Source organism: Sedimentitalea arenosa, assembly GCF_016428585.1.
Taxonomy (GTDB): Bacteria; Pseudomonadota; Alphaproteobacteria; order Rhodobacterales; family Rhodobacteraceae; genus Sedimentitalea; species Sedimentitalea arenosa.
Genome location: NZ_JAELVR010000006.1, coordinates 139,191 through 163,661, shown reverse-complemented (window position 1 = coordinate 163,661; position 24,471 = coordinate 139,191). Strand labels below are relative to the sequence as shown.

General features: G+C 64.3%; 20 protein-coding genes. 13 read left to right on the top strand and 7 right to left on the bottom strand.

Annotation, left to right across the window (positions count from 1 at the left end):
• The first annotated feature begins 3 nt into the window (after positions 1-3).
• The 6 genes from pip to infB all read left to right on the top strand — a co-directional run bounded on the left by pip (position 4) and on the right by infB (position 7,318).
• Positions 4-996, top strand: coding sequence for a prolyl aminopeptidase (gene pip / locus JF290_RS10415; RefSeq protein WP_199024813.1), 993 nt, complete (start codon positions 4-6; stop codon positions 994-996).
• Positions 983-1,828 (top strand): ABC transporter substrate-binding protein, encoded by an 846-nt coding sequence (locus JF290_RS10410; protein ID WP_199024812.1) that lies wholly within the window; start codon positions 983-985, stop codon positions 1,826-1,828. The genes pip and JF290_RS10410 overlap by 14 nt, the downstream gene beginning before the upstream one ends.
• A 150-nt stretch (positions 1,829-1,978) precedes the next feature.
• Entirely contained in the window at positions 1,979-2,557 is a 579-nt protein-coding gene (gene rimP, locus JF290_RS10405) for a ribosome maturation factor RimP (RefSeq protein ID WP_199024811.1), read from the top strand.
• Positions 2,557-4,188, top strand: a complete 1,632-nt coding sequence (nusA, locus tag JF290_RS10400) for a transcription termination factor NusA (protein WP_199024810.1) — start codon at positions 2,557-2,559, stop codon at positions 4,186-4,188. Before rimP ends, nusA begins: the two co-directional genes overlap by 1 nt.
• A 23-nt stretch (positions 4,189-4,211) precedes the next feature.
• Positions 4,212-4,832: an RNA-binding protein gene (locus tag JF290_RS10395; RefSeq protein ID WP_199024809.1), complete on the top strand. Its 621-nt coding sequence runs from the start codon at positions 4,212-4,214 to the stop codon at positions 4,830-4,832.
• A gap of 8 nt (positions 4,833-4,840) precedes the next feature.
• Positions 4,841-7,318, top strand: a complete 2,478-nt coding sequence (infB, locus tag JF290_RS10390; protein WP_199024808.1) for a translation initiation factor IF-2 — start codon at positions 4,841-4,843, stop codon at positions 7,316-7,318.
• A 377-nt stretch (positions 7,319-7,695) separates the two neighbouring features.
• Here infB and mutT read toward each other — a convergent pair whose 3' ends face one another.
• The 3 genes from mutT to JF290_RS10375 are packed head-to-tail and all read right to left on the bottom strand — an operon-like array spanning position 7,696 to position 10,200.
• Positions 7,696-8,094, bottom strand: a complete 399-nt coding sequence (mutT, locus tag JF290_RS10385; RefSeq protein WP_199024807.1) for an 8-oxo-dGTP diphosphatase MutT — start codon at positions 8,092-8,094, stop codon at positions 7,696-7,698.
• Positions 8,095-8,122: 28 nt separating this feature from the next.
• On the bottom strand, positions 8,123-9,349 hold the full coding sequence (argJ, locus tag JF290_RS10380; protein ID WP_199024806.1) for a bifunctional glutamate N-acetyltransferase/amino-acid acetyltransferase ArgJ: 1,227 nt from the start codon (positions 9,347-9,349) through the stop codon (positions 8,123-8,125).
• Complete coding sequence (locus JF290_RS10375; protein ID WP_199024805.1) at positions 9,349-10,200, bottom strand: peptidylprolyl isomerase; 852 nt, start codon at positions 10,198-10,200, stop codon at positions 9,349-9,351. Before JF290_RS10375 ends, argJ begins: the two co-directional genes overlap by 1 nt.
• Positions 10,201-10,373: 173 nt before the next feature.
• Between JF290_RS10375 and secA the strand changes: the two genes are divergently transcribed.
• From secA to JF290_RS10360, 3 genes are all read left to right on the top strand, one after another.
• Positions 10,374-13,085 (top strand): preprotein translocase subunit SecA, encoded by a 2,712-nt coding sequence (secA, locus tag JF290_RS10370; RefSeq protein WP_199024804.1) that lies wholly within the window; start codon positions 10,374-10,376, stop codon positions 13,083-13,085.
• 133 nt (positions 13,086-13,218) lie between these two features.
• Positions 13,219-14,142: a hypothetical protein gene (locus JF290_RS10365; protein WP_199024803.1), complete on the top strand. Its 924-nt coding sequence runs from the start codon at positions 13,219-13,221 to the stop codon at positions 14,140-14,142.
• A gap of 20 nt (positions 14,143-14,162) precedes the next feature.
• Positions 14,163-15,725, top strand: a complete 1,563-nt coding sequence (locus tag JF290_RS10360) for a phosphate ABC transporter substrate-binding/OmpA family protein (RefSeq protein ID WP_199024802.1) — start codon at positions 14,163-14,165, stop codon at positions 15,723-15,725.
• A 4-nt stretch (positions 15,726-15,729) separates the two neighbouring features.
• Here JF290_RS10360 and radC read toward each other — a convergent pair whose 3' ends face one another.
• The 3 genes from radC to dnaK all read right to left on the bottom strand — a co-directional run bounded on the left by radC (position 15,730) and on the right by dnaK (position 19,816).
• Positions 15,730-16,488, bottom strand: a complete 759-nt coding sequence (gene radC / locus JF290_RS10355) for a RadC family protein (RefSeq protein WP_199024801.1) — start codon at positions 16,486-16,488, stop codon at positions 15,730-15,732.
• A gap of 192 nt (positions 16,489-16,680) precedes the next feature.
• Complete coding sequence (dnaJ, locus tag JF290_RS10350) at positions 16,681-17,829, bottom strand: molecular chaperone DnaJ (protein WP_199024800.1); 1,149 nt, start codon at positions 17,827-17,829, stop codon at positions 16,681-16,683.
• Positions 17,830-17,905: 76 nt separating this feature from the next.
• A complete protein-coding gene (dnaK, locus tag JF290_RS10345) occupies positions 17,906-19,816 on the bottom strand; it encodes a molecular chaperone DnaK (RefSeq protein WP_199024799.1) in 1,911 nt (636 codons plus the stop codon).
• Between the two features lie 222 nt (positions 19,817-20,038).
• On the opposite strand from dnaK, the gene JF290_RS10340 reads away from it, so the two are divergent.
• The gene (locus JF290_RS10340) at positions 20,039-20,632 is read left to right on the top strand and encodes an alpha-ketoglutarate-dependent dioxygenase AlkB family protein (protein ID WP_199024798.1); all 594 of its coding nucleotides are present in this window, start codon (positions 20,039-20,041) and stop codon (positions 20,630-20,632) included.
• A gap of 104 nt (positions 20,633-20,736) precedes the next feature.
• On the opposite strand, the gene JF290_RS10335 is transcribed toward JF290_RS10340, so the two are convergent.
• Positions 20,737-21,558: an ABC transporter permease gene (locus JF290_RS10335; protein WP_199024797.1), complete on the bottom strand. Its 822-nt coding sequence runs from the start codon at positions 21,556-21,558 to the stop codon at positions 20,737-20,739.
• Positions 21,559-21,679: 121 nt separating this feature from the next.
• Between JF290_RS10335 and cysQ the strand changes: the two genes are divergently transcribed.
• The 3 genes from cysQ (at position 21,680) to galU (ending at position 24,458) form a co-directional block, all read left to right on the top strand.
• Positions 21,680-22,477: a 3'(2'),5'-bisphosphate nucleotidase CysQ gene (gene cysQ / locus JF290_RS10330; RefSeq protein WP_199024796.1), complete on the top strand. Its 798-nt coding sequence runs from the start codon at positions 21,680-21,682 to the stop codon at positions 22,475-22,477.
• The gene (locus JF290_RS10325) at positions 22,477-23,277 is read left to right on the top strand and encodes a 3-deoxy-manno-octulosonate cytidylyltransferase (RefSeq protein ID WP_199024795.1); all 801 of its coding nucleotides are present in this window, start codon (positions 22,477-22,479) and stop codon (positions 23,275-23,277) included. The genes cysQ and JF290_RS10325 overlap by 1 nt, the downstream gene beginning before the upstream one ends.
• Before the next feature lie 287 nt (positions 23,278-23,564).
• Positions 23,565-24,458 carry a UTP--glucose-1-phosphate uridylyltransferase GalU gene (gene galU, locus JF290_RS10320; protein ID WP_199024794.1) on the top strand — a complete coding sequence of 298 codons (894 nt, stop codon included), beginning with the start codon at positions 23,565-23,567 and terminating at the stop codon, positions 24,456-24,458.
• Positions 24,459-24,471 lie beyond the last annotated feature (13 nt).

Sequence of the window (24,471 nt, the reverse complement as noted above, 5' to 3'; positions counted from 1 at the left end):
TCAATGGACAAATACCCGGACCAAAAGCGCGCAGTGCAGTACTTGTACCCGCCGATCGACCCGTTCGATCAGCGGATGCTGGACGTGGGCCAGAACCATGTCGTCTACATGGAGCAATGCGGCAATCCCGACGGCATCCCGGTCGTCGTCCTGCATGGCGGACCGGGCGGTGGGTGCAGCCCGGCGATGCGGCGCTATTTCGATCCCAAGGTCTATCGGGTGATCCTGTTCGATCAGCGTGGATGCGGTCGGTCCCGGCCCCACGCCTCTGTCAAGGACAACACCACCTGGCATCTGGTCGAGGATATCGAGACGATTCGCCGCCAGCTCGACATCGAGTGCTGGATCGTCTTCGGGGGAAGCTGGGGCGCGACTCTCTCGTTGATCTATGCGCAGGCCCATCCGGACCGCGTCCAGCATATCGTTCTGCGCGGCGTGTTCCTGATGACACAGGCCGAGCTTGACTGGTTTTACGGCGGTGGGGCGGGAAAGTTCTGGCCGGAAACCTGGGCGCGGTTCGAATCGCTGATTCCACCGGACGAGCGCGGCGATATGATCGCGGCGTACAACCGGCGCCTGTTTTCCGGCGATCTGCCGCTGGAAACGCGCTATGGCCGCGCTTGGTCGGCTTGGGAAAACGCGCTGGCGTCGATCCACTCCAGCGGCACCTCGGGAGACGGACCGGCCGACTACGCGCGTGCGTTTGCACGGCTCGAGAACCACTATTTCATCAATCAGGGCTTTCTCGAATTCGATGGCCAGATCCTCGCCCAGATGGACCGCATCGCGCATGTTCCCGGCGTGATCGTGCAGGGGCGGTATGACATGATTTGTCCGCCGTCTTCGGCCTGGGCGCTGTCCGAGGCCTGGCCCGCGAGCGAGTTGAAGATGGTGCGCAACGCGGGTCACGCCTTGTCCGAACCGGGAATCAGTGCGGAACTCGTGCGGGTGATGGACCGCATCGCGGAGGCATCGGATCGCCATGACACGGATTGATCGCCGCGCGCTGTTTTCCTCGGGTGCGGCGGCCGCGCTGCTGGCCGCATCGGGTGTGTCGCTGGATGCAGCTCCGCAACCTGGCGGGCGGCTGCGTCTCGCCCTGCCGCGCGAGGACTCCGCGTTGGACCAACTGGTGCGGGGCGCGGCGTTCGATTCGCTGACCGAGATCGCGCCAAACGGCGTCTTGCAGGGTGAATTGGCCAAGGGATGGTCCAGCAGCGAGGCGCGCATCTGGCAATTCGATCTGCGCGAGGACGTGCGCTTTCATGACGGAGCGCCGATGCGGGCGAACGATGTCGTCGCCTCGCTTAACGCCAGCGCGGGGCGGGGTCGTCTGGGGCTGATCGCGATCGATGCGATCAAGGATCACGCGCTGCGGCTGGAACTGGAAACGCCCAATCCGCATTTGCCGTTTCTGCTGTCCGATCAGCGTTTTGCCATCTGTTCGGCTGGCACGGTCGGGGCCCAGCTGGCTGAACGTATCGGCACCGGTTGCTATTTCACGCGTCGGTTCGATGGCGAGCGTCACTATTTGGGCGAAAAAGTGCCGGATCACTACAAGCAGGGGCAAGCCGGTTGGCTCGACAGCGTCGAGGCCGTCGTCATTCCCGATCCCGGCGTGCGGGCCGAGGCCTTGCGCGACGGGTTCGTCGATGTCGCAGTCTTGCCGACGCCGGATCTGCTGCGCAGCCGCGGCAACCTCGTGTTCCATCCCTCCGCGGATGACATGGTTTTCGCGCTCCATCGAGGAGTCGGCTTGCCGTCGGTGATCGCCACGCGCGATGGGTTGGATGACGGGCGTTTGGCGGAACGCTGGTGGCGCATCTGATCACCGGTGCAATCCGCTCTTGCGAAATGCGGTCCGGGGGCGTATATGGCCATCAACAGCGGCGCGGCGGGCTCTGGTCCAACGCTCCACCGGATGAACACGACGGGCCGCGGGCCCGTTTTTTTGTGCTCGCGCCCTGAGAGAAAGAACATGACGAACGACCTGATTGCAAAAGCGGCGATCGACCGGCGACTGGCCGAGATCATAACCCCTGTCATCGAGGACATGGGCTATGAACTGGTGCGCGTGCGCCTGATGTCGGGCAAGAGCACGACCCTGCAGATCATGGCCGACAAGCCCGAGGGTGGCATAGAGGTCGACGACTGCGCCGAGATCTCGACCGCGATCAGCGCGACCCTCGATGTCGAGGATCCGATCCTGGATGCCTACACCCTGGAAGTCTCGAGCCCTGGGATCGACCGGCCCCTGACACGACTCAAGGACTTCGACATGTTCGAAGGCTACGAGGCCAAGCTGGAAACGGCGGAGTTGATCGACGGGCGCCGCCGGTTCAAGGGCGAATTGGCAGGAATTGACGGCGACGAGGTCCTGATCAATGTCGAGGAAGGCACCATCGGGCTCAAATTCGATTGGCTGAGCGATGCCAAGCTGGTCCTGACCGATGACCTGATCAAGGAAATGCTGCGTCAGCGCAAGGCTGCTGGCGCGCTGAACGAAGACGCGTTTGACGAGATAGAGACCGAAGGGTCGAACGAGGAGAATACCTGATGGCAATCACATCCGCCAACCAGCTCGAGCTGTTGCAGACCGCCGAGGCCGTGGCCCGCGAAAAGATGATCGATCCCGGTCTTGTCGTCGAGGCGATGGAAGAATCCCTCGCCCGCGCCGCCAAGAGCCGCTACGGCGCCGAGATGGACATCCGGGTGTCGATCGACCGCAAGACCGGACGCGCGACCTTTACCCGGGTGCGCACCGTGGTCGACGAGGAGGAGCTGGAGAACTATCAGGCCGAGATGACGGTCGACCAGGCAAAGCAGTACATGGAAGATCCGAAGGTCGGCGATACCTACGTGGAAGAGGTTCCGCCGGTCGAAATGGGCCGAATCGCTGCGCAGAGCGCCAAGCAGGTGATCCTGCAGCGCGTGCGCGAAGCCGAGCGCGACCGCCAGTTCGAAGAGTTCAAGGACCGCGCGGGCACGATCATCAACGGCATGGTCAAGCGCGAGGAATACGGCAACGTCATCGTCGATGTCGGCTCGGGCGAGGCGATCCTGCGGCGCAACGAGAAGATCGGCCGCGAAAGCTATCGCCCCAACGACCGCATCCGCTGCTATATCAAGGACGTGCGACGCGAACCGCGCGGCCCGCAGATCTTCCTGTCCCGCACGGCACCCGAATTCATGGCCGAGCTCTTCAAGATGGAAGTGCCGGAGATTTACGATGGCATCATCGAGATCAAGGCCGTCGCGCGTGACCCCGGGTCCCGTGCCAAGATCGCCGTCATTTCCTATGACAACAGCATCGACCCGGTCGGCGCCTGCGTCGGGATGCGCGGCAGCCGCGTGCAGGCTGTCGTCAACGAACTGCAGGGCGAGAAGATCGACATCATCCCTTGGAACGAGGACCAGCCGACCTTCCTGGTGAACGCGCTCCAGCCGGCCGAGGTTTCCAAGGTGGTTCTGGACGAGGAAGCCGGCAAGATCGAGGTCGTCGTGCCCGAAGAACAACTGAGTCTCGCGATCGGTCGTCGCGGCCAGAACGTGCGCCTCGCCAGCCAGTTGACCGGTCTGGATATCGACATCATGACCGAGGAAGAGGAAAGCGCACGCCGCCAGAAGGAGTTCGAGGAACGCACGCAGCTGTTCATGGACACACTGGACCTCGACGAGTTCTTCGCACAGCTGCTGGTCTCCGAAGGGTTCACCAACCTCGAAGAGGTCGCCTATGTCGAGATGGATGAACTGCTGGTGATCGACGGGGTCGACGAAGGCACCGCGCAGGAGCTTCAGACCCGTGCCCGCGAAAACCTGGAAGCCCAGGCCAAGGCGGCGCTGGACAATGCCCGCGCGTTGGGGGTCGAGGACAGCCTGGTTGAATTCGAGGGACTGACACCCCAAATGATCGAAGCATTGGCGAAGGACGGTGTGAAGACCCTGGAAGACTTCGCCACCTGCGCCGATTGGGAACTGGCTGGTGGCTGGACCACGGTCGAAGGCGAACGCGTCAAGGACGAAGGCATTCTGGAGCCATTCGACGTGACGCTGGAAGAGGCGCAGGATCTGGTCATGACCGCACGTGTCATGCTGGGTTGGGTCGATCCCACGGATCTCGTCGAGGAGTCCGAGGAGCAAGTCGACGCCGACGGTGAACAGGATCAAACCGTGGAGGCCGGGGCCTGATCTCAGGCCCCGGAACCCGGGACATGAGCCGCGGCGGCGTCTCGAAGGATCGGACGGAGGGTCCGGAGCGCAAGTGCATTGCCACGGGTGAGGTGCAGCCGAAACACGGGCTGATCCGCTTCGTGGCCGGACCCGACGGCCAGTTGGCGCCCGACATCATGGGTAAGCTGCCGGGCCGAGGTGTCTATGTGGCGGCGGATCGCGCGGCGTTGGACAAGGCTGTAGCAAAGAACCTCTTTGCGCGTGGCCTGAAACAGCAGGTGACCGTTCCCGAGGGTCTTGCCAACGATGTCGAGCGGCAACTGGTGCGCCGCGTGGTCGATCTGATCAGCCTGGCGCGCAAGTCGGGCGATGCGATCGCCGGATATGAAAAGGTGAAGGACTGGCTGTCCAAGGAGGATGCCAAGGTCCTGATCCAGGCCGTCGACGGGTCCGGTCGCGGCAAGTCGAAATTGAGCACGCCGCATTTCGGCCACTACATCGGCTGGCTGACCGCCGACGAGTTGGGAATGGCATTCGGGCGGCAAACTGTGATACATGCGGCGCTCGCCTCTGGTGGACTCACGCAACGTGTTGTAGAGGAAGCCCAGCGATTGCGCGGGATACGCAAAACGGAAAGCGGCAAGGGCCGCTTGGAAGGATAAAGAGCTTTATGAGCGATACAGACGGCAAGAAGACATTGGGTCTGCGTGGAGGGTCCCGTCCGGGGAACGTGAAACAGAGTTTCAGCCACGGACGGACCAAGAATGTCGTGGTGGAAACCAAGCGCAAGCGCGTCGTGGTTCCCAAGCCGGGCGCCGGAAAGCCCAGCGGAACCGGTGCCGCGCCGGCGGGCGACCCGTCGCGCCGGCCCGCGGGAATTTCCGATGCCGAGATGGAGCGCCGTCTGAAAGCCTTGCAGGCCGCCAAGGCCCGTGAAGCCGACGAAGCCGCCAAGCGCGAAGCCGAGGAGCGCGAGCGCGCCGAGGAGCGTGAACGCCGCCGTGCCGAGGCCGAGGCCAAGGAGCGGGAGGAACGCGAACGCGAGGAAGCACTCAAGGCCAAGGCCGACGAGGAAGAGCGCCAGAAGCGCGAAGCCGAGGCCCGCGCCGCCGCGCCGGATGACAGTGCCGTTGCCGATGCATCGCGCGGCGCTGCCAGCAAACCTGCGCCTGCCGCTGCCCCGCGCAAGACAGAGCGCGAACGCGAACAGCGTCCGAGCCGCGGCAAGGGCCGCGATGACGATGGGCGCCGTTCCGGCAAGCTCACGCTGAACCAGGCGCTGCGTGGCGGCGAAGGTGGACGTCAGCGTTCGATGGCCGCGATGAAGCGCAAGCAGGAGCGGGCGCGTCAGAAGGCGATGGGAGGCAATGTCGAGCGCGAAAAGGTCGTGCGCGATGTCCAGTTGCCCGAAGCCATCTTGGTGTCCGAACTCGCCAACCGCATGGCCGAACGCGTCGGATCTGTCGTGAAATCCCTGATGAACATGGGAATGATGGTCACGCAGAACCAGACGATCGACGCCGATACGGCCGAACTGATCATCGAGGAATTCGGCCACAACGTGGTGCGGGTCTCCGACGCCGACGTCGAACATGCCATCACCAAGATCGAGGATGACGCCAAGGACCTCAAGCCGCGTCCGCCAGTCATCACGATCATGGGCCACGTCGACCACGGCAAGACCTCGCTGCTGGATGCGATCCGCAACGCCAAGGTGGTGGCCGGCGAAGCCGGTGGCATCACCCAGCATATCGGTGCCTACCAGGTCACGACCGACAGCGGGCAGGTGCTGACCTTCCTCGATACTCCGGGTCACGCCGCGTTCACATCGATGCGGTCGCGTGGGGCACAGGTGACGGATATCGTCGTCCTGGTGGTTGCCGCGGATGACGCGGTGATGCCGCAGACGATCGAGGCAATCAACCACGCCAAGGCGGCGAAGGTGCCGATGATCGTGGCGATCAACAAGATCGACCGCCCCGAAGCGAACCCCGACAAGGTGCGTACGGACCTGCTGCAGCATGAAGTGATCGTCGAGAAAATGTCCGGTGACGTGCAGGATGTCGAAGTCTCTGCCATCACCGGCCAGGGGCTGGACGAACTGCTCGAGGCGATTGCGCTTCAGGCCGAGATCCTCGAACTCAAGGCCAACCCCGATCGTGCCGCGCAGGGTGCGGTGATCGAAGCGCAGCTCGACGTGGGCCGCGGACCGGTCGCGACCGTCCTGGTGCAGACCGGCACATTGAAGCAGGGCGACATCTTTGTCGTCGGCGAACAATGGGGCAAGGTCCGCGCGATGGAGAACGACAAGGGCGAGCGGGTCAAGGAAGCCGGCCCCTCCGTTCCGGTCGAGGTTCTGGGTCTGAACGGCACGCCCGAGGCGGGCGACGTGCTGAACGTCACCGAGACCGAGGCGCAGGCGCGCGAGATCGCCGCCTATCGCGAACAGCAGGCCAAGGACAAGCGCGCCGCGGCCGGAGCCGCCACTACGCTCGAACAGCTTATGGCAAATGCCAAGGCGGACGAGAGCGTCAGCGAGCTGCCGATCCTGGTCAAGGCCGATGTGCAAGGTTCGGCAGAGGCGATCGTCCAGGCGATGGAAAAGATCGGCAATGACGAGGTGCGCGTGCGTGTCCTGCACTTCGGCGTCGGCGCGATCACAGAGACCGATGTCGGGCTGGCCGAGGCGAGCAACGCGCCGATCATGGGCTTCAACGTGCGTGCCAATGCCAGTGCGCGCAACACGGCGAACCAGAAGGGCGTGGAGATCCGCTACTACTCGGTGATCTACGATCTCGTGGACGACGTGAAGGCGGCTGCAAGTGGCCTGCTCAGCAACGAGATCCGCGAGAAGTTCATCGGTTATGCCGAGATCAAGGAAGTCTTCAAGGTCACGGGCGTCGGCAAGGTCGCCGGCTGTCTCGTCACCGAGGGCAACGCTCGCCGGTCGGCAGGTGTGCGTCTTCTGCGCGACAACGTGGTGATCCACGAAGGCACGCTCAAGACCTTGAAGCGTTTCAAGGACGAGGTACCCGAGGTGCAGTCCGGTCAGGAATGCGGCATGGCGTTCGAGAATTACGACGACATCCGTCCGGGTGACGTGATCGAAATCTTCGAGCGCGAGGAAGTGGTTCGCACTCTCGACTGATCGCCTGACATGGCGAAAACATCAGGGCGCATCCGGGATCGGGTGCGCCCTTTCTCGTGGCGCAGCGCTGAAACTGTCAGCCCGCGCGGGAAACCGGTTGTCCCTTGTAGACAGTCGACCCGACCCGGACGGCGATACGCCCGTCAGGAAGGGTCCGAATGAAGGTTCCCTGAATAAGTACGCAAGTCCCCATGATGATGGTGCGCAACATGTCTTAACCTTTCCCAGCCTCGACATGACAAGCTATGCACAGATTGGTTTCCAAAACCTTTAATTTTTGATCATGAATTCGTTTCAAATTGCGAGTGTTGCCCAAAGACTCGGCGCATTGGGAACGAAAACGCCGGAAAATCGGGGAAATCGCGCTGACGCAGATGTCAAAGCCAATCCCGCAGGATCGGTATCAAGGGGATGTCCGCAGGCGGCATCGGGTAGTCGCGCAGTTTCTGCGGGCGCACCCAGGCGAGGGTCTGACCTTCGTTTGCGCTGGGAATTCCCTGCCATTTCCGGCAGGCGAACAGCGGCATCAACAGGTGGAAATCGTCATAGCTGTGGCTTGCAAAGGTCAGGGGCGCGAGGCAGGACCGCCAGGTGTCGATACCCAGTTCCTCCTGCAATTCGCGGATCAGGGCGGCTTCCGGCGTTTCACCCGTTTCGACCTTGCCTCCGGGAAATTCCCACAGGCCGGCCATCGACTTTCCCTCCGGGCGCTGTGCCAGTAGCACCCGTCCATCGACGTCGATCAGCGCGACGGCTGCCACGAGAACGGTTCTCATAGCGCGTTGTCCGCATGGTCGGCCTGCCTCACGACCGGTAATCCGCGTTGATGTCGATGTACCCGTGCGTCAGATCGCAGGTCCAGACAGTGGACTCGCCCGTGCCCAGCCCGATATCGACGGCAATCCGCAGGTTCTCGCCCTTCATATGCGCTGCGGCGTCTTCCTCGCGATAGTTCGGGCTGACCCATCCGTTTTCGGCGACCAGCACGTCGCCGAAGCGGATGCTGAGCTTGTCGCGATCCGCCGCTGCGCCGGATTTTCCGACGGCCATGACGACTCGGCCCCAGTTCGGATCCTCGCCTGCAATGGCGGTCTTGACCAACGGCGAGTTGGCGATTGACAGAGCATGCGTCTTGGCATCCGCGTCGGATGCCGCCCCCGTCACGCGGATTTCCACGAACTTGGTCGCGCCCTCCCCGTCACGCACGACCTGGTGCGCAAGGTCCAGCATGACCTCGTGCAGGGCATCGTGGAAAGCCGTGTTTCCGGTCGCGTCGACCTGTGCGGCGCCGGTGGCGCAAAGCATCAGGCTGTCGGAGGTCGAGGTGTCGCTGTCCACCGTGATGCAGTTGAAGGTCGTATCGGTCAGCTCTGACAGCATCGCCTGCAGCGCGCCCTGTTCGACCTTTGCATCGGTGAAGATATAGACCAGCATCGTCGCCATGTCGGGTGCGATCATGCCGGATCCCTTGGCGATGCCTGCGATGGTGACGGATGTCCCGTCGATATCCACGCGGGCGAAAGCGCCCTTGGGGAACGTGTCCGTGGTCATGATCGCTTCGGCTGCGTCCTTGATCCGGGCGGCGTCCAATGCTTCGGTCAGTTCGTCCAGCTTCGCGACGATCCGCTCATGCGGCAGGGGTTCGCCGATGACGCCGGTCGATGCGGTGAAGACCCGGCTCTGATCGACACCGGCGGCACGCGCGACGGCCTCGGTGATCTGTTGGACCGAAGTCTGCCCATGGTGACCCGTGAAGGCGTTCGAATTGCCCGAATTGACGAGGATCGCGGCTGGGCCATCATTTGCGCCACCCAGCTTGGCCTGGCAGTCCAGAACCGGCGCAGAGCGGGTCGCCGACCGGGTGAAGACACCGGCAACGGATGTGCCCGCATCGAGCACTGCCAGCATCACATCCGTGCGCCCCTTGTAGCGTACGCCCGCCTCCGTGGTGGCAAAGCGGACGCCGGCAATGGGCGGCAGGTCTGGAAAGGTTTCGGGCGCGAGCGGCGACCGCTTCTCAATCTTGGCCATCAGTTTTCGACAAGGCCAAGGTTGCGCAGGATCTCGGGGTTCAGCCCTTCGACGGCCGGGCGCTCGATCTCTGCCTGTCGGGTCAGGTCCTCGATCTTGTTCTCGACCGCCTTTTCACGCAGTTCCTGCAAGAGCGTTTCGCGCACATCACCCAGCTCGGGCGCGGATTTCTTGCGGGTGTCGTTGAGGATGATGACGTGCCAGCCGAACTGGGTCTGGATCGGCGCGGAAATCTCGCCCGTTTCCAGGCTGGTCACGGCCTGTTCGAATTCGGGCACCATGGCGCCGTCGCCGAACCACCCGAGCTCGCCGCCGTTCGGGCCGGAGGGACCGGTCGACTTGGCGCGGGCCATCTCGGCGAAGTCGGCCCCGGCGTCAAGCTCGGCCTTGATCTCGGTTGCGGCCTCTTCGGTTTCCACCAGGATGTGCGAGGCGTTGTATTCATTCTCGCTGAAATCCTCGCCGTATTTCGCTTCGTAAGCGGCGCGGACTTCTTCTTCACTTCCCACTCCCTGCACGACCGAGTCGATCGCGGCGGCGGCCAGCAGGGAACGGCGCTCGTTTTCCAGAGACAGGCGCACCTGTTCCGGCACGTCCGAGTCGCGCGACTGCACCAGTGCGGTCTGCTGGATCAGCTGGTCGAGAATGGCATTGTAGAGAACGTCGTCCGGCAGCTCCTGATACTGCTGCGGCAGGACCGCGCGCGCCAGGATCATGTGGCCGAGGGTGATTTCCTCGCCATTGACGCGGGCGACCACCGTATCCGCCGTCGGCGTCTCCTCGGCGGTGGCGGGCAGGGCCACGGCCACGCAGATTGCGACAGCGGACAGGAGTGTGGAGCGTTTTGGCATGAAATCTTCCTATTCGTGGGCCGCGACAGGGCGCGGCGTTGACACTGTTTCAACCGGCCCTTACATCGCCTTGTGGCCTATGCAGCACCGTCGTTCTTCCCCGTATCTATGGGTTGCAGGCATGGCGGGCAAGCCTGCACCAAACAGGAAAAGTCAGATCGGCTGGAGTAAGCATGCTGGGATTCGGAACAATCGCCAAAAAGGTGTTCGGCACACCGAACGACCGGAAAATCAAGGCGACGCGTCCCTTGATCGACCAGATCAACGCGCTGGAGGCCGATTTCGAGAAGCTGAGCGATGACGGGCTGAAGGAAAAGACCGCCGAACTGCGCAAGCGGGCGTTGGACGGCACCAGCCTCGACGAGTTGCTGCCCGAAGCCTTCGCCAACTGCCGCGAGGCCGCGCGGCGCGCGCTGGGGCTGCGCGCCTTCGACGTCCAGCTGATGGGTGGCGTTTTCCTGCACCAGCGCAACATCGCCGAGATGAAGACCGGTGAGGGCAAGACGCTGGTCGCGACCTTCCCCGCCTATCTGAACGCGCTGACCGGCAAGGGCGTGCACGTGGTCACGGTCAACGACTACCTGGCGCGTCGTGACAGCGAATGGATGGGCAAGGTCTTTGCCATGCTGGGCATGACCACCGGCGTAATCTATCCGAACATGAACCCGGCCGATAAGATGGGCGCCTACAACAGCGACATCACCTATGGCACGAACAACGAATTCGGCTTCGACTACCTGCGCGACAACCTGAAATCCGACCTGTCCGAAGTGCTCCAGAAGCAGCACAACTTCGCCATCGTGGACGAGGTCGACAGCATCCTGATCGACGAGGCGCGCACGCCGCTGATCATCTCGGGCCCGGCCGAAGACCGCTCGGAACTGTATCAGAAAGTCGATGCTGTGATTCCGTCCCTGACCGAGGATCACTACACGATCGACGAGAAGACCCGCAACGTGACCTTCACCGACGACGGCAACGAGTATCTCGAGGAGCAACTGCGCGCCCGCGGGCTGCTGGAGGAAGGGCAGTCGCTCTATGATCCGGAAAGCACGACCATCGTGCACCATGTCAACCAGGGTCTGCGCGCGCACAAGATGTTCCAGAAGGACAAGGAATACATCGTGCGCGACGGCAACGTGGTGCTGATCGACGAGTTCACGGGGCGCATGATGGCCGGTCGCCGGCTGTCCGAAGGCCTGCACCAGGCGATCGAGGCCAAGGAGGGCGTCAAGATCCAGCCCGAGAACGTCACGCTGGCCTCGGTTACCTTCCAGAACTACTTCCGTCTCTACGAAGGGCTGTCGGGCATGACCGGCACCGCCGTGACCGAGGCCGAGGAGTTCCAGGAAATCTACGGTCTGGGCGTAGTCGAGGTGCCGACGAACCGTCCCATCGCCCGGATCGACGAGGACGATCAGGTCTATCGCACCGCGCGCGAGAAATACACGGCGATGATCGAAGAGATCCAGAAGGCCAACGAGAAGGGTCAGCCGGTTTTGGTGGGCACGACCTCGATCGAGAAGTCCGAGATGCTGAGCCAGTTACTGACCGAGGCGAAAATCGAGCACAACGTGCTGAACGCGCGCCAGCACGAGAAGGAAGCCCAGATCGTCGCCGACGCGGGCCGTCTCGGCGCTGTGACGATCGCCACCAACATGGCCGGTCGCGGCACTGATATCCAGCTTGGCGGCAATGTCGAGTTGAAGGTGCTGGCCGCGCTCGAAGAGAGCCCCGAGGCCGACCCGGCCGAGCTGCGCGCCGCCGAGGAAGCGCGGCATGCCGAGGAAAAGCAGAAGGTGATCGACGCGGGCGGGCTTTATGTCATGGCGTCCGAACGGCACGAGAGCCGCCGCATCGACAACCAGTTGCGCGGCCGGTCCGGTCGTCAGGGCGACCCGGGGCGCACGGTCTTCTATCTGAGTCTCGAAGACGACCTGATGCGGATCTTCGGCTCCGATCGACTGGACAAGGTTCTCAAGACGCTGGGCCTGAAAGAAGGCGAAGCCATCGTTCACCCCTGGGTGAACAAGTCACTGGAACGGGCGCAGGCCAAGGTCGAAGCGCGCAACTTCGACATGCGCAAGAACGTTCTGAAGTTCGACGACGTGATGAACGACCAGCGCAAGGTGATCTTCCAGCAGCGTCGCGAGATCATGGCGGCGAAGGACCTGTCCGACATCACTGCCGACATGCGGGCGCAGGTGATCGACGATCTGATCGACACCTACATGCCGCCGAAGACCTACGCCGACCAGTGGGACACCGAAGGGCTCTATGCCCAGGTGATTGAGAAGCTGGGCGTCGATGTTCCGGTCATGGAATGGTGCGACGAAGAGGGTGTCGACGACGAGGCGATCCGTGAACGGCTCGTCAAGGCGACCGACGAGATGATGGCCAGGAAGGCGATCGATTTCGGCCCGGAGACGATGCGGGACATCGAAAAGCAGATCCTGCTCCAGACGATCGACACAAAGTGGCGCGAGCACCTGCTGACGCTGGAACACCTGCGCTCGGTCGTCGGCTTCCGCGGGTATGCGCAGCGCGATCCGCTGAACGAGTACAAGACCGAAGCCTTCCAGCTGTTCGAGGGATTGTTGGACGGGTTGCGCGAAACCGTGACCCAGAACCTCGCCCAGATCCGACCGCTGACGCAGGAAGAACAGCAGAAGATGATGGCGCAGATCGCCGCACAGCAGGCGCAAGCGAACGAGGCCGTCGCGCAGGCTCGCGCCGAGGTGACGGAGGACACGCCGCCGCCAGAAGCCGCGAAAGAGGGCTTTGTGGAGGATGATCCGAGCACCTGGGGCAATCCGGGCCGCAACGAGAAATGCCCCTGTGGCAGTGGCAAGAAGTTCAAGCATTGCCACGGCAGCGTGCTCTGACGCGCTGTCTGGTTTGAAACGGCTCCTCGTGTCGCCGCATTGAGGCCACACGAGGGCCATTTTCCCCTGCCATACCGATCCCGATTTCCGAACAACGGAAGGCGAGGTCATGGCTCTTTCCCGAAGACTGGTGATGGCGAGCGGCGCCCTGGTTTGCGCGCTCGGCCTCGGCTACATCCAGCAGCGAAGTGATGCCGCTCCGGCGGATGCTACCACTGCTATTGTATTGGTGGCCGCGGTCGCGCCGAGTCAGCCTGCGCCGCTTCCAGCCGAAAAAATGAGCGGCGTCGCAGGGTCATCGGCACACGCGCGTCCGACGCCGGATCGAGTGGCCGCGCCCTTGCCTGTGCCCCAACCGCCCGAGTCTGCGATGCGCGTGCGGTCGCGTTGTGCCGTCTCCGCCTCTGCGACCGTTCTGCCGGCCGCGCTGGTGCGCCTGACCGTCGATGCGCCCTGCCACCCCTGGCAGAGCGTGACGATCCATCATGGTGGCATGATCGTCACCGAACTGACCGACCGGTTCGGCGTGTTGGAGCAGGATATCCCGGCCTTGTCGGACAACGCGTTGTTCATGATAGACTTTCCCGATGGCGCCGGCACTGTCGCGCTTGCCAACGTGCCGGGCCTTCACCGCATTGACCGCTTTGTCCTGCAATGGGCCGGTACCGGTGCCTTCCAGGTTCACGCGCGCGGTCCTGTTGATCCGGATCGCGGGGTGTCTCCGGTGCGGTCCGAGTTGGAACGGGTCGACGGCGCCAAGGCAGGGGCGGATTCGCCAGGCACCTTGGTCCGTCTGGGAGATCGGCGCGCCGATGAGCCGCGCCTGGCCGAGATCCACAGCTTTCCGGCGCACGGACAAAGACATCGCCTGGACGTCGAGGCGGAAGTCACCCCGGCAAACTGCGGACGCGAGGTCGCCGCGCAAACCATCGAATGGCGTCCGGATACGGGGGTGAGGAGTCGTGATCTGGTGTTTGCGATGCCGGGTTGCGCGGCGGTCGGGCAGTTTCTTGTGTTGAACAATCCGGCCGATGACCTGATGATCGCCAGCAGGTAAACCGACGCGGATCAGGGCATTTGACGGCTTGGCGATGCGTGGCGCTCTGCGCCGCGTTGTTCTTTTTGGTGACGACCACGGATGGCCGGGCCCAGGATGTCACCCTGACGTCGCCGGACGGCACCGTCGAGATCGGCGGAACGCTGCTCGGGTTCGACGGTGAATTCTACCGTGTCGATACGCGGTTCGGCGAACTGACAATCGACGGCTCGGGTGTCCGATGCGAAGGACCGGGTTGCCCGAACCTTGCCGGGTTCGTGGCCGAGGTCACGTTCTCTGGCGAGTCCACCATGGCCGACGCGGTGATGCCGGCGCTGGTGGAAACCTTTGCGCTGCGCAACGGTTTGTCCGCTCTGCGCGAAACGCGGGACAGCACGCATTTTCGGTACCTGTTGCGCGACGAGAACAGCGGTGAGACGGTTGCGCGGTTCTCGTTTCGTGCAACGACCACGGACGAGGGCTTTGCCGACCTGCTCGCCAACGAAGCCGATGCTGTGATGGCCCTGCGCGAGATCCGCCCGCAGGAACGCGCACGGGCGCAGGCGGCGGGGTTGGGGGACATGACGGGCGCCGCGCGCAGTCGCGTGCTGGCGCTGGATGCCTTGGTGCCGGTCGTCGCGGCGGCCAACCCGGTGCGACGCATCTCGGTGCCCCAATTGGCGCAGGTGTTGTCAGGGCAGATCGCCAACTGGTCCGAACTGGGCGGACCGGACGCGCCGATCGCTGTGCATCTGCCGATCGAGGGATCGGGCCTGGTGCAGGCGTTGGAAGACAAGGTGATGGCGCCGGCGGGACTGGCGCTTGTGGCCGATGCGCTGCGCCACAGAAGCAGTGGCGAGCTTGTCGCGGCGCTCGCCGATGACCCGTTCGGGCTTGGATTCACGAGCTTTTCCACGCCGGGGGTGACGCGGGCGCTGGCGCTGACCGGGGGGTGCGGGCATACGCTGGAAGCGAGCCGGCGCACGATCAAGACCGAGGATTACCCGCTGACATCGCCGATGTTCCTCTACCTGCCGGCGCGGCGGTTGCCGCGGATCGCGCGCGAGTTCCTCGCTTTCACGCGCGGTCCGGCTGCGCAGATCGTGATCCGGCGGTCGGGGCTGGTGGACCAGATGCCCGAGCAGATTCCGATCAACGTGCAGGGCAACCGGCTGGCCAACGCGATCCTGTCGGCCGGGTCGGAGACGCCGTTGGGAGAATTGCAGCGGATGGTCGCGCTTCTGGACCCGCTGGTGCGTCTGTCGACCTCGGTCCGTTTCGAGGCCGGATTGACGCGGCCGGATGCGCAATCGCGCGCCAACATCCTGATGCTGGCCCATGCGCTGGAGACCGGAGCCTATGACGGGCGCGGGTTGGTGTTCGTCGGGTTCAGCGATGGCGACGGGTCGGCCGAGGTCAATCGCGCCATATCGGAAACGCGCGCGACGGCGGTGCGCAACGCGGTGCTGGATGCCGCGCAAGCTGCTGATATCGAACGGATTCAGATTGATGTCGCGGGGTTCGGGGAGGCTCTGCCAATGGCGTGTGACGACAGCGCCTGGGGGCGGCAGGTCAATCGGCGGGTCGAGGTCTGGCTGCGCTAGCGCGTCAGAGGTAGCCCTGGGCGCGGAAGCTGAGTTCGCGGGATTTCCCGATGATCAGGTGATCGTGCAGGGTCAGCCCGAGCGCCATGCAGGCGGTCTGGATCTGCATCGTCATGTCGATATCGGCCTGCGAGGGCGTGGGGTCGCCTGACGGGTGATTGTGCACCAGAATGAGCGCCGAGGCGTTGAGTTCGAGCGCGCGCTTGGCGACTTCGCGCGGATAGACCGGCACATGATCGACGGTGCCGCGGGCCTGTTCCTCGTCCGCGATCAGCGTGTTCTTGCGGTCGAGATAGAGCACGCGGAACTGCTCGGTCTCGCGGTGGGCCATGGTGGTGTGACAGTAGTCGAGGATCGCGTCCCAGCTGGAAATGACATGCGTTTTCAGGACTTTGGAACGGGCCATCCGATGCGCGGCGGCCTCGAGGATCTTGAGGTCGGTCACCACCGCGTCCCCGACGCCCTTGATCCGGGCGAGCCGGTCGGGCGGGGCGGAGAGCACCCTGTTGAAATCGCCGAAGGCCTCGAGCAAGGCGCGGGCGAGGGGTTTGACGTCGCGGCGCGGGATCGAGCGGAACAGCACCAGTTCGAGCAGTTCGTAATCCGGCATGGCGGCGGCGCCACCCTGCATGAACCGGTCGCGCAGGCGTTGCCGGTGATCGGCGATGTAGGAGGGCAACCGCCCGCCGGGAACCGGGGAGACGGGGGCCTCGTCGCTGTCAAACAGCATCGGCGCTTCGTGAAAGGAGTGACCGTTCGTCATGCCGTGACGATCCGTCCGCAAGGTGAATATCCCGTTAACGGCGACCCCGTGATGAGCGCGAAACGGGCGTATGACATGCGTGCATACGCCGTGCATACCGCGTGCATACGCAGAGTGCCGACAGCGGCGCGGGCACGAAAAAACGCCGGCCCGTCAAGGCCGGCGTTGGATGCCGAACAACCGGTTCCGGGCTCAGCCTTTCATGCCATCCCAGAACGACTTGACCGAGGAGAAGAAGGTCTTGGATTCGGGGTTGTTGTCCTCGCTCAGATCCTCGAACTCGCGCAGCAATTCCTTCTGGCGGCTGGTCAGGTTCACCGGAGTCTCGACGGCGAGCTCGATGAACATGTCGCCGATGCCACCGCCGCGCAGGGCAGGCATGCCCTTGCCGCGCAGGCGCATCTGGCGGCCCGACTGACTGCCCGCGGGGATCTGGACGCGGCCACGGCCGCCGTCGATCGTGGGCACCTCGATCGCGCCGCCGAGCGCGGCCTTGGCCATGCTGACCGGCACGCGGCAATAGAGATTGCTGCCGTCGCGCTCGAACAGCTCGTGCGGCTGCACTTCGACGAAGATGTAGAGATCGCCCGGCGGTCCGCCGCGCATCCCGGCTTCGCCCTCTCCGGCGAGGCGGATGCGGGTGCCGGTCTCGACGCCGGCGGGGATGTTGACGTTGAGCGCGCGGTCCTTTTCGACCCGGCCCTGGCCGCTGCAGGTCTTGCAGGGGTTCTTGATGATCTGCCCGAGACCCGAGCAGGTCGGGCAGGTGCGTTCGACGGTGAAGAAACCCTGCTGGGCGCGCACCTTGCCCATGCCCGAGCAGGTCGGGCAGGTCGTCGGTTCGGCGCCACCCTCGGCCCCGTTGCCGTCGCAGGCCGAACAGGCCACGGCGGTGGGCACGTGGATCGTCTTTTGCAGGCCTGAATAGGCGTCTTCCATGGTGACGCGCAGGTTGTAGCGCAGGTCGGAGCCGCGCGCGGCGCGTCGTCCGCCGCCGCGTTGCCCGCCCATGAAATCGCCGAACAGGTCGTCGAACACGTCGGAGAAGGCGGACGAGAAATCGCCGCCGCCGAAGCCTTGCCCGTGGCGAGCCCCGCCGCCACCGCCCATGCCGCCCTCGAAGGCGGCGTGGCCGTAGCGGTCATAGGCCGCCTTCTTGTCGGCGTCCTTCAGGATCTCGTAGGCCTCGTTGGCCTCCTTGAACTGGGATTCGGCGTTGGGATTGTCGGAATTGCGGTCGGGGTGAAGCTCTTTCGCCTTGCTGCGATAGGCTTTCTTGATCTCGTCGGCCGAGGCGCTTTTGGACACGCCAAGCACGTCGTAGAAGTCACGTTTTGACATTCACTCGTCCTCCTGTCCGAACGGCATGGGCCGACCCGTTGTCCAGGGCCGGCCCATCCTTGTTCAGACCCGTGCGTTACGCACGCTTGTCATCGTCCAGGTCTTCGAATTCGGCATCGACGATGTCGTCGTCACCGCCGGGCGCCGTGTCGGCGGCGGCCGGTTCTTCCTCGGCGTCCTGGCTGGCCTTGTAGATGGCTTCGCCCAGTTTCATCGCCGCTTCGGTCACGTTCTGGATGCCGGCCTTGATCTTGTCGGCCTTGTCGGTTTCCAGGTCGTCCTTGAGCGCGGCGATCGCCAGCTCGATGGCCTCGATCGTGGTCGGGTCCACCTTGTCGGAATGCTCTTCCATCGACTTCTCGGTCGAGTGGATGAGGCTTTCGGCCTGGTTCTTGGCATCGACGAGTTCGCGACGGGCCTTGTCGGCCTCGGCGTTCTCCTCGGCGTCCTTGACCATCTTCTCGATGTCATCGTCCGACAGACCGCCGGAGGCCTGGATCGTGATCTTCTGTTCCTTGCCGGTGCCCTTGTCGAGCGCGCCGACCGACACGATGCCGTTGGCGTCGATGTCGAAGGTCACTTCGATCTGCGGCATGCCGCGCGGGGCCGGGGGAATGTTTTCCAGGTTGAACTGGCCGAGGATCTTGTTGTCGGCGGCCATTTCGCGTTCGCCCTGGAAGACCCGGATGGTCACGGCGTTCTGGTTGTCTTCGGCGGTCGAGAAGATCTGCGACTTCTTGGTCGGGATCGTCGTGTTGCGGTCGATCAGGCGGGTGAAGACGCCGCCCAGGGTCTCGATGCCGAGGCTGAGCGGAGTCACGTCGAGCAGGACCACGTCCTTGACGTCACCTTGCAGCACGCCGGCCTGGATCGCCGCACCCATGGCCACGACCTCGTCCGGGTTCACGCCCTTGTGCGGCTCCTTGCCGAAGAACTTGGTCACTTCCTCGACCACCTTGGGCATCCGGGTCATGCCGCCGACGAGCACGATCTCGTCCACGTCCGAAGCGGACAGGCCCGCATCCTTGAGCGCGGCCTGGCAGGGCTTGAGCGAGGCCTTGATCAGGTCGCCGACCAGGCTTTCGAGCTTGGCGCGGGTCAGCTTCATGACCATGTGCAGCGGCTGGCCGCCTTTCGGGTCCATCGAGATGAACGGCTGGTTGATCTCGGTCTGCGAGCTGCTGGACAGTTCGATCTTGGCCTTCTCGGCAGCTTCCTTGAGACGCTGCAGCGCCATCTTGTCCTTGGTCAGGTCGACGCCGTTCTCTTTCTTGAACTCGTCGGCGAGGTAGTTGACGATGCGCATGTCGAAGTCTTCACCGCCGAGGAACGTGTCGCCGTTGGTGGATTTCACTTCGAAGAGGCCGTCGTCGATCTCGAGGATGGTCACGTCGAACGTACCGCCGCCGAGATCATAGACCGCGATCGTGTGGGTGTTTTCCTTGTCGAGCCCATAGGCCAGCGCGGCGGCTGTCGGTTCGTTGATGATCCGCAGCACTTCGAGACCGGCGATCTTGCCGGCGTCCTTGGTGGCCTGGCGCTGGGCGTCGTTGAAATAGGCCGGCACGGTGATGACCGCCTGGGTCACCTCTTCGCCGAGATAGCTTTCGGCGGTTTCCTTCATCTTGCCGAGGATGAAGGCGGAAATCTGGGAGGGGCTGTATTTCTCGCCCTTGGCGCGCACCCATGCGTCGCCGTTGCCGCCGTCGATCACTTCGAAGGGCAGGTTCTTCTTGTCCTTGGCGAGGTCCTTGTCGTCGAACCGACGGCCGATCAGGCGCTTGACGCCGAAGATGGTGTTGTCGGGGTTGGTGACGGCCTGGCGCTTGGCCGGCTGGCCGACGAGGCGCTCGTCATCCGTGAAGGCGACGATGGAGGGGGTGGTGCGGGTGCCTTCGGCGTTTTCGATCACGCGGGGCTGGCTGCCGTCCATGATCGCGACGCAGCTGTTGGTGGTGCCGAGGTCGATTCCGATAACTTTGCTCATGTTTGATCCCTTACTTTCTTCAAGGCGATGTCCCGAGGCCCGAACCCGTTACGGCATCCCGGCCCCGATTGATGTGCGCGGTCGAGGTGTGCTGTACCGCGCGTCCCGGCGTATATAGGGAGCGTGTCAGGAGCCTGCAACCATGCTTGCGCGACGGATATGTCGAATCCGCGCGGATTATCCGCAGGCTTTGTTAAGGAGTTGGAAACGGGAGACCGGGGGATGGAACTGCGCGGGGTCGAGATCCGCAAGGGCTTCCTTGACGGGGCGGCGCAGCGGGCGCTGCTGGCCGATATCAGGGAGGTCGTGCGGGTGGCGCCGCTGGTGGCGCCGGAGACGCCGCGGGGACGGCCGATGTCGGTGCGGATGAGTGCCGCCGGGCGAGTCGGCTGGGTGTCGGACCGGGCGGGCTATCGCTACCAGGAACACCACCCGGACGGAGGGGCGTGGCCGGAGATCCCGGACTCGGTGCGCGCGATCTGGAGCGCGGTCACGGGGCTGTCGCGGCAGCCGGATTGCTGCCTGGTGAACTACTACGGCGAGGGCGCGCGGATGGGCTTGCACCAGGACCGCGACGAGGGCGATTTCTCGTGGCCGGTGGTGTCGGTGTCGCTGGGTGATGACGGGCTGTTCCGGGTCGGGAACGTGGCGCGGGGCGGTCCGACGGAATCGGTGTGGCTGAGTTCTGGCGACGTGGTGATCCTGGGCGGCGCGGCGCGGCTGGTGCATCACGGGGTCGACCGGATCCGCTTCGGCTCGTCCCGGCTGCTGGCGCAGGGCGGGCGGATCAACCTGACGCTGCGGGTCGTGGCGTGAGTCGAGCGGCGCGCCATGCGGCGCATGCGATCGATTCGCGTTCGGGCCACGCGGGTCTGTCGAGCGTGCGCCCGTGACCGGGCGGAGAGGATATGGATCGGGGCCTAGCGCCGGGCGCCCCAGCTGAGCGAGACGTGCCGGCGGGTGTAGAATTCGCCCATCAGCCCGATCATGATCAGCACGACGCCGACCCACACCGCGTACTGCCAGTTGCTGTAGTGCGGGTTGTAGTTGATGAAGACGAAGCCGCGCGCCTGGTCGATGGCGTGAAACAGCGGGTTCCAGTCGAACATCGCCAGCATGAATCCCGGCAGCGTGTTGGCGAGGAACATCTTGCCCGAGGCGATCATGTTGGCGCGCTGGTAGACCGTCGTCATGATCCCGACGGCGGTGGGAAACCAGGGTTTCAGCACCAGGAAGATCAGCCCGACGCCGCAGCCGGTGAACCAGGCGACCAGAAGCATGCCGTAGGCCGCCGCCGGCTGGTCGATTTCCACCGGGGTGAAGGCGACGTGGTAGACGAAGAGGATGGTCAGCACCGAGAGCGTCTGGACATAGAGCGAGCCCAGCGCCGCCGCGGCGATGGCGATGATCGTGTTCATCGGCGCATGCTGCATCATCGCCGAGTTCGGGCCTTCGGCGCCGGCCACCGCGCTGACCGCCTTGGTGTGGCACATGAAGAGGAAGATGCCCGACATCACGTAGAGCAGGAAATCGCCCCGGACGGCCGAGCCGCGCAGTCCCAGAACGATGAACATGAAGTAGAAGACCAGCACGAACATCACCACCTGCAGCATGTTCTTGCCGATGGCGATGAAGGCGTTGTGGTGCGATTTGCGGACGCTGCGCACGATCGAGTGAAAGATCAGCTCGAACATGTGGATGGCGCCTGCGGCGCGGGTCTGGCGTCTGGTGGTCTGGAACATCCGTGTGCGATCCCCTGGCGCGGCCCAGCATGGCAGGCAAATCTTGCCGTTCCGTTGCCGAGACAGCATAAGGGGGCAGCCTTGACTTATCAACGATCCGAAGCCGAACTGGAGTGCCCGATTGACCTATGAAACCCTGATCCCGGTGATCCGCAAGCTGGCGCTGCAGGCCGGCGACAAGATCATGGAGATCTACGATGCCGAGGATTTCGACGTGAAGGTCAAGTCCGACGACAGCCCGGTGACGGAGGCGGACGAAGCCGCGGACGCGATCATCTCGGCCGGGCTGCGCGCGGCCTTTCCGGACATGATGCTGGTCACCGAGGAGCAGGCGGAAAGCCACGCGGCGCGGGGCGACACCTTCCTGATCGTCGATCCGCTGGACGGCACCAAGGAGTTCATCCATCGCCGCGGCGATTTCACCGTCAACATCGCGCTGGTCGAGAATGGCGTGCCGACGCGCGGCGTGGTCTATGCCCCGGCCAAGGGGCGCATGTTCTATACCCTCGCCGACGGGCAATCGGTCGAGGAGACCGGCGCGCTGGACAAGGAGGCGCCCGGTGCGCTGACCCCGATCCGGGTGTCGACGCCGGACAACGGCGCGCTGATGGTGGTGGCCTCGAAGTCGCATCGCGACCAGGCGACGGACGATTACATCAACAAGTACAAGGTGCGCGACATGACCAGCGCCGGGTCGTCGCTGAAGTTCTGCCTGGTGGCGACCGGCGAGGCCGATCTCTATCCGCGGGTCGGGCGCACGATGGAGTGGGACACGGCGGCGGGCCACGCGGTGCTGGCCGGGGCCGGCGGGCAGGTGGTGCGGTTCGACGACCATGCGCCGCTGACCTACGGCAAGGACGGCTTCGCCAACCCGTTTTTCATCGCCCATGCGCCGGGCGTCGATTTGAAGTCGGCCTGATGTCGGTTCTTGTGGTCATCCCGGCGCGCTATGCCTCGAGCCGCTATCCGGGCAAGCCGCTGGTGCCGCTGCGCGGGTCCGGGGGCGTCGCGCGCAGCCTGATCGAACGGTCATGGCTGGCCGCGCGCGCCGTCTCGGGTGTCGACCGGGTGGTGGTGGCCACCGATGACGACCGCATCCGGGCGGCCGGCGAGGGCTTTGGCGCCGAGGTGGTCATGACGTCCTCGGACTGCGTGAACGGCACCGAACGGTGTGCCGAGGCCCATGCGGCGCTGGGCGGCGGGTTCGATATCGTGGTCAACCTGCAGGGCGATGCGCCGCTGACGCCGCACTGGTTCATCGAGGATCTGGTCGCGGAGTTGCGCGCCGCGCCCGATGCCGGGCTGGCGACGCCGGTGCTGCGCTGCGACGGCGCGGCGCTGAACGGGTTCCTGGCGGACCGCAAGGCGGGGCGCGTCGGCGGCACCACGGCGGTGTTCGGGGCGGATCACGGCGCGCTCTATTTCTCCAAGGAGGTGATTCCGTTCACGTCGCGGCCCTATGACGATGCGGAAGAGACGCCGGTGTTTCACCATGTCGGGGTCTATGCCTATCGCCCCGATGCCCTGGCGGCCTATCCCGGCTGGACGGTGGGACCGCTGGAACAGCTCGAGGGGCTCGAACAGCTGCGGTTCCTGGAGAACGGGCGCAAGGTGCTCTGTGTCGAGGTCGAGGCGCGGGGCCGGCAGTTCTGGGAGTTGAACAACCCGGAGGATGTCCCCCGGCTGGAACGGATGATGGCCGAGATTGGGCTGGACTGAGACCGGCCCCACCGGTCCGGGCGTTGCCCGCTTGCGCGGCAAATCGCCTGAGCGGATCGGGCAGGTTGCGGCGGGGCGCCGTGTTTCATAGGGTTGCTGCGACGCGGCGACGACGTGCAGGAGGGTCAACCCATGCCACAGGATCGACATTCGGCGGCCATGGGCACGTGGCGGGGCAGCCGTACATCGGGCCGAAATCAACGTTGTGACTCCACCCTCAAACCGTGTATCAGTCGGGCGCGCATGCGTGGTGGCAGATCGATTTGATTAGTTATTAGGAAAGACCCATGGGAAAACGAGTGACGAAGGCCATTTTTCCGGTTGCGGGAATGGGCACGCGGTTCCTGCCGGCGACGAAGTCGGTGCCGAAGGAAATCATGACCCTGGTAGACCGACCGCTGGTTCAATACGCCATCGACGAGGCGCGTGCCGCCGGGATCAAGGAGTTCATCTTCGTGACCTCCAAGGGCAAGGGCGCGCTGGAGGATTACTTCGATCATTCGCCGATGCTCGAGCAGGAGCTGAAGCGCAAGGGCAAGACCGATCTCCTGGAACTGCTGAAGCAGACCAACATGGACAGCGGCGCGATCGCCTACATCCGCCAGCACAAGGCGCTGGGTCTGGGCCACGCGGTCTGGTGCGCGCGGCGGCTGATCGCCAACGAGCCCTTTGCGGTGATCCTGCCCGACGACGTGATCGCGGCGGAAACGCCCTGCCTGAAACAGATGGTCGAAGCCTATGCCGAGACCGGCGGGAACATGGTCGCGGCGATGGAAGTGCCGCCCGAAAAGGCCTCGTCCTATGGTGTTCTGGATGTCGAGGACGACATGGGATCCATCGTGTCGGTCAAGGGCATGGTCGAGAAACCGGCCGCGGACAAGGCGCCGTCGAATCTCGCGGTGATCGGGCGGTATATCCTGGCGCCGTCGGTTCTGAAGAACCTGAACAACATGCGGCAGGGCGCCGGTGGGGAGATCCAGCTGACCGACGCCATCGCACAGGACATCGGAACGCCGAACACGGTCTATGGCTATCGGTTCCGGGGCCAACGCTTCGATTGCGGCTCCAAGGCGGGCTTCCTGCAGGCGACGGTGGCCTTCGCGCTGGCACGGGACGATCTGCGCGAGGACCTGTCGCGCTACCTGCGCGAGGTGATCCAGCTCGACAAGGCGGCCGAGTAACAGCCGACGACGC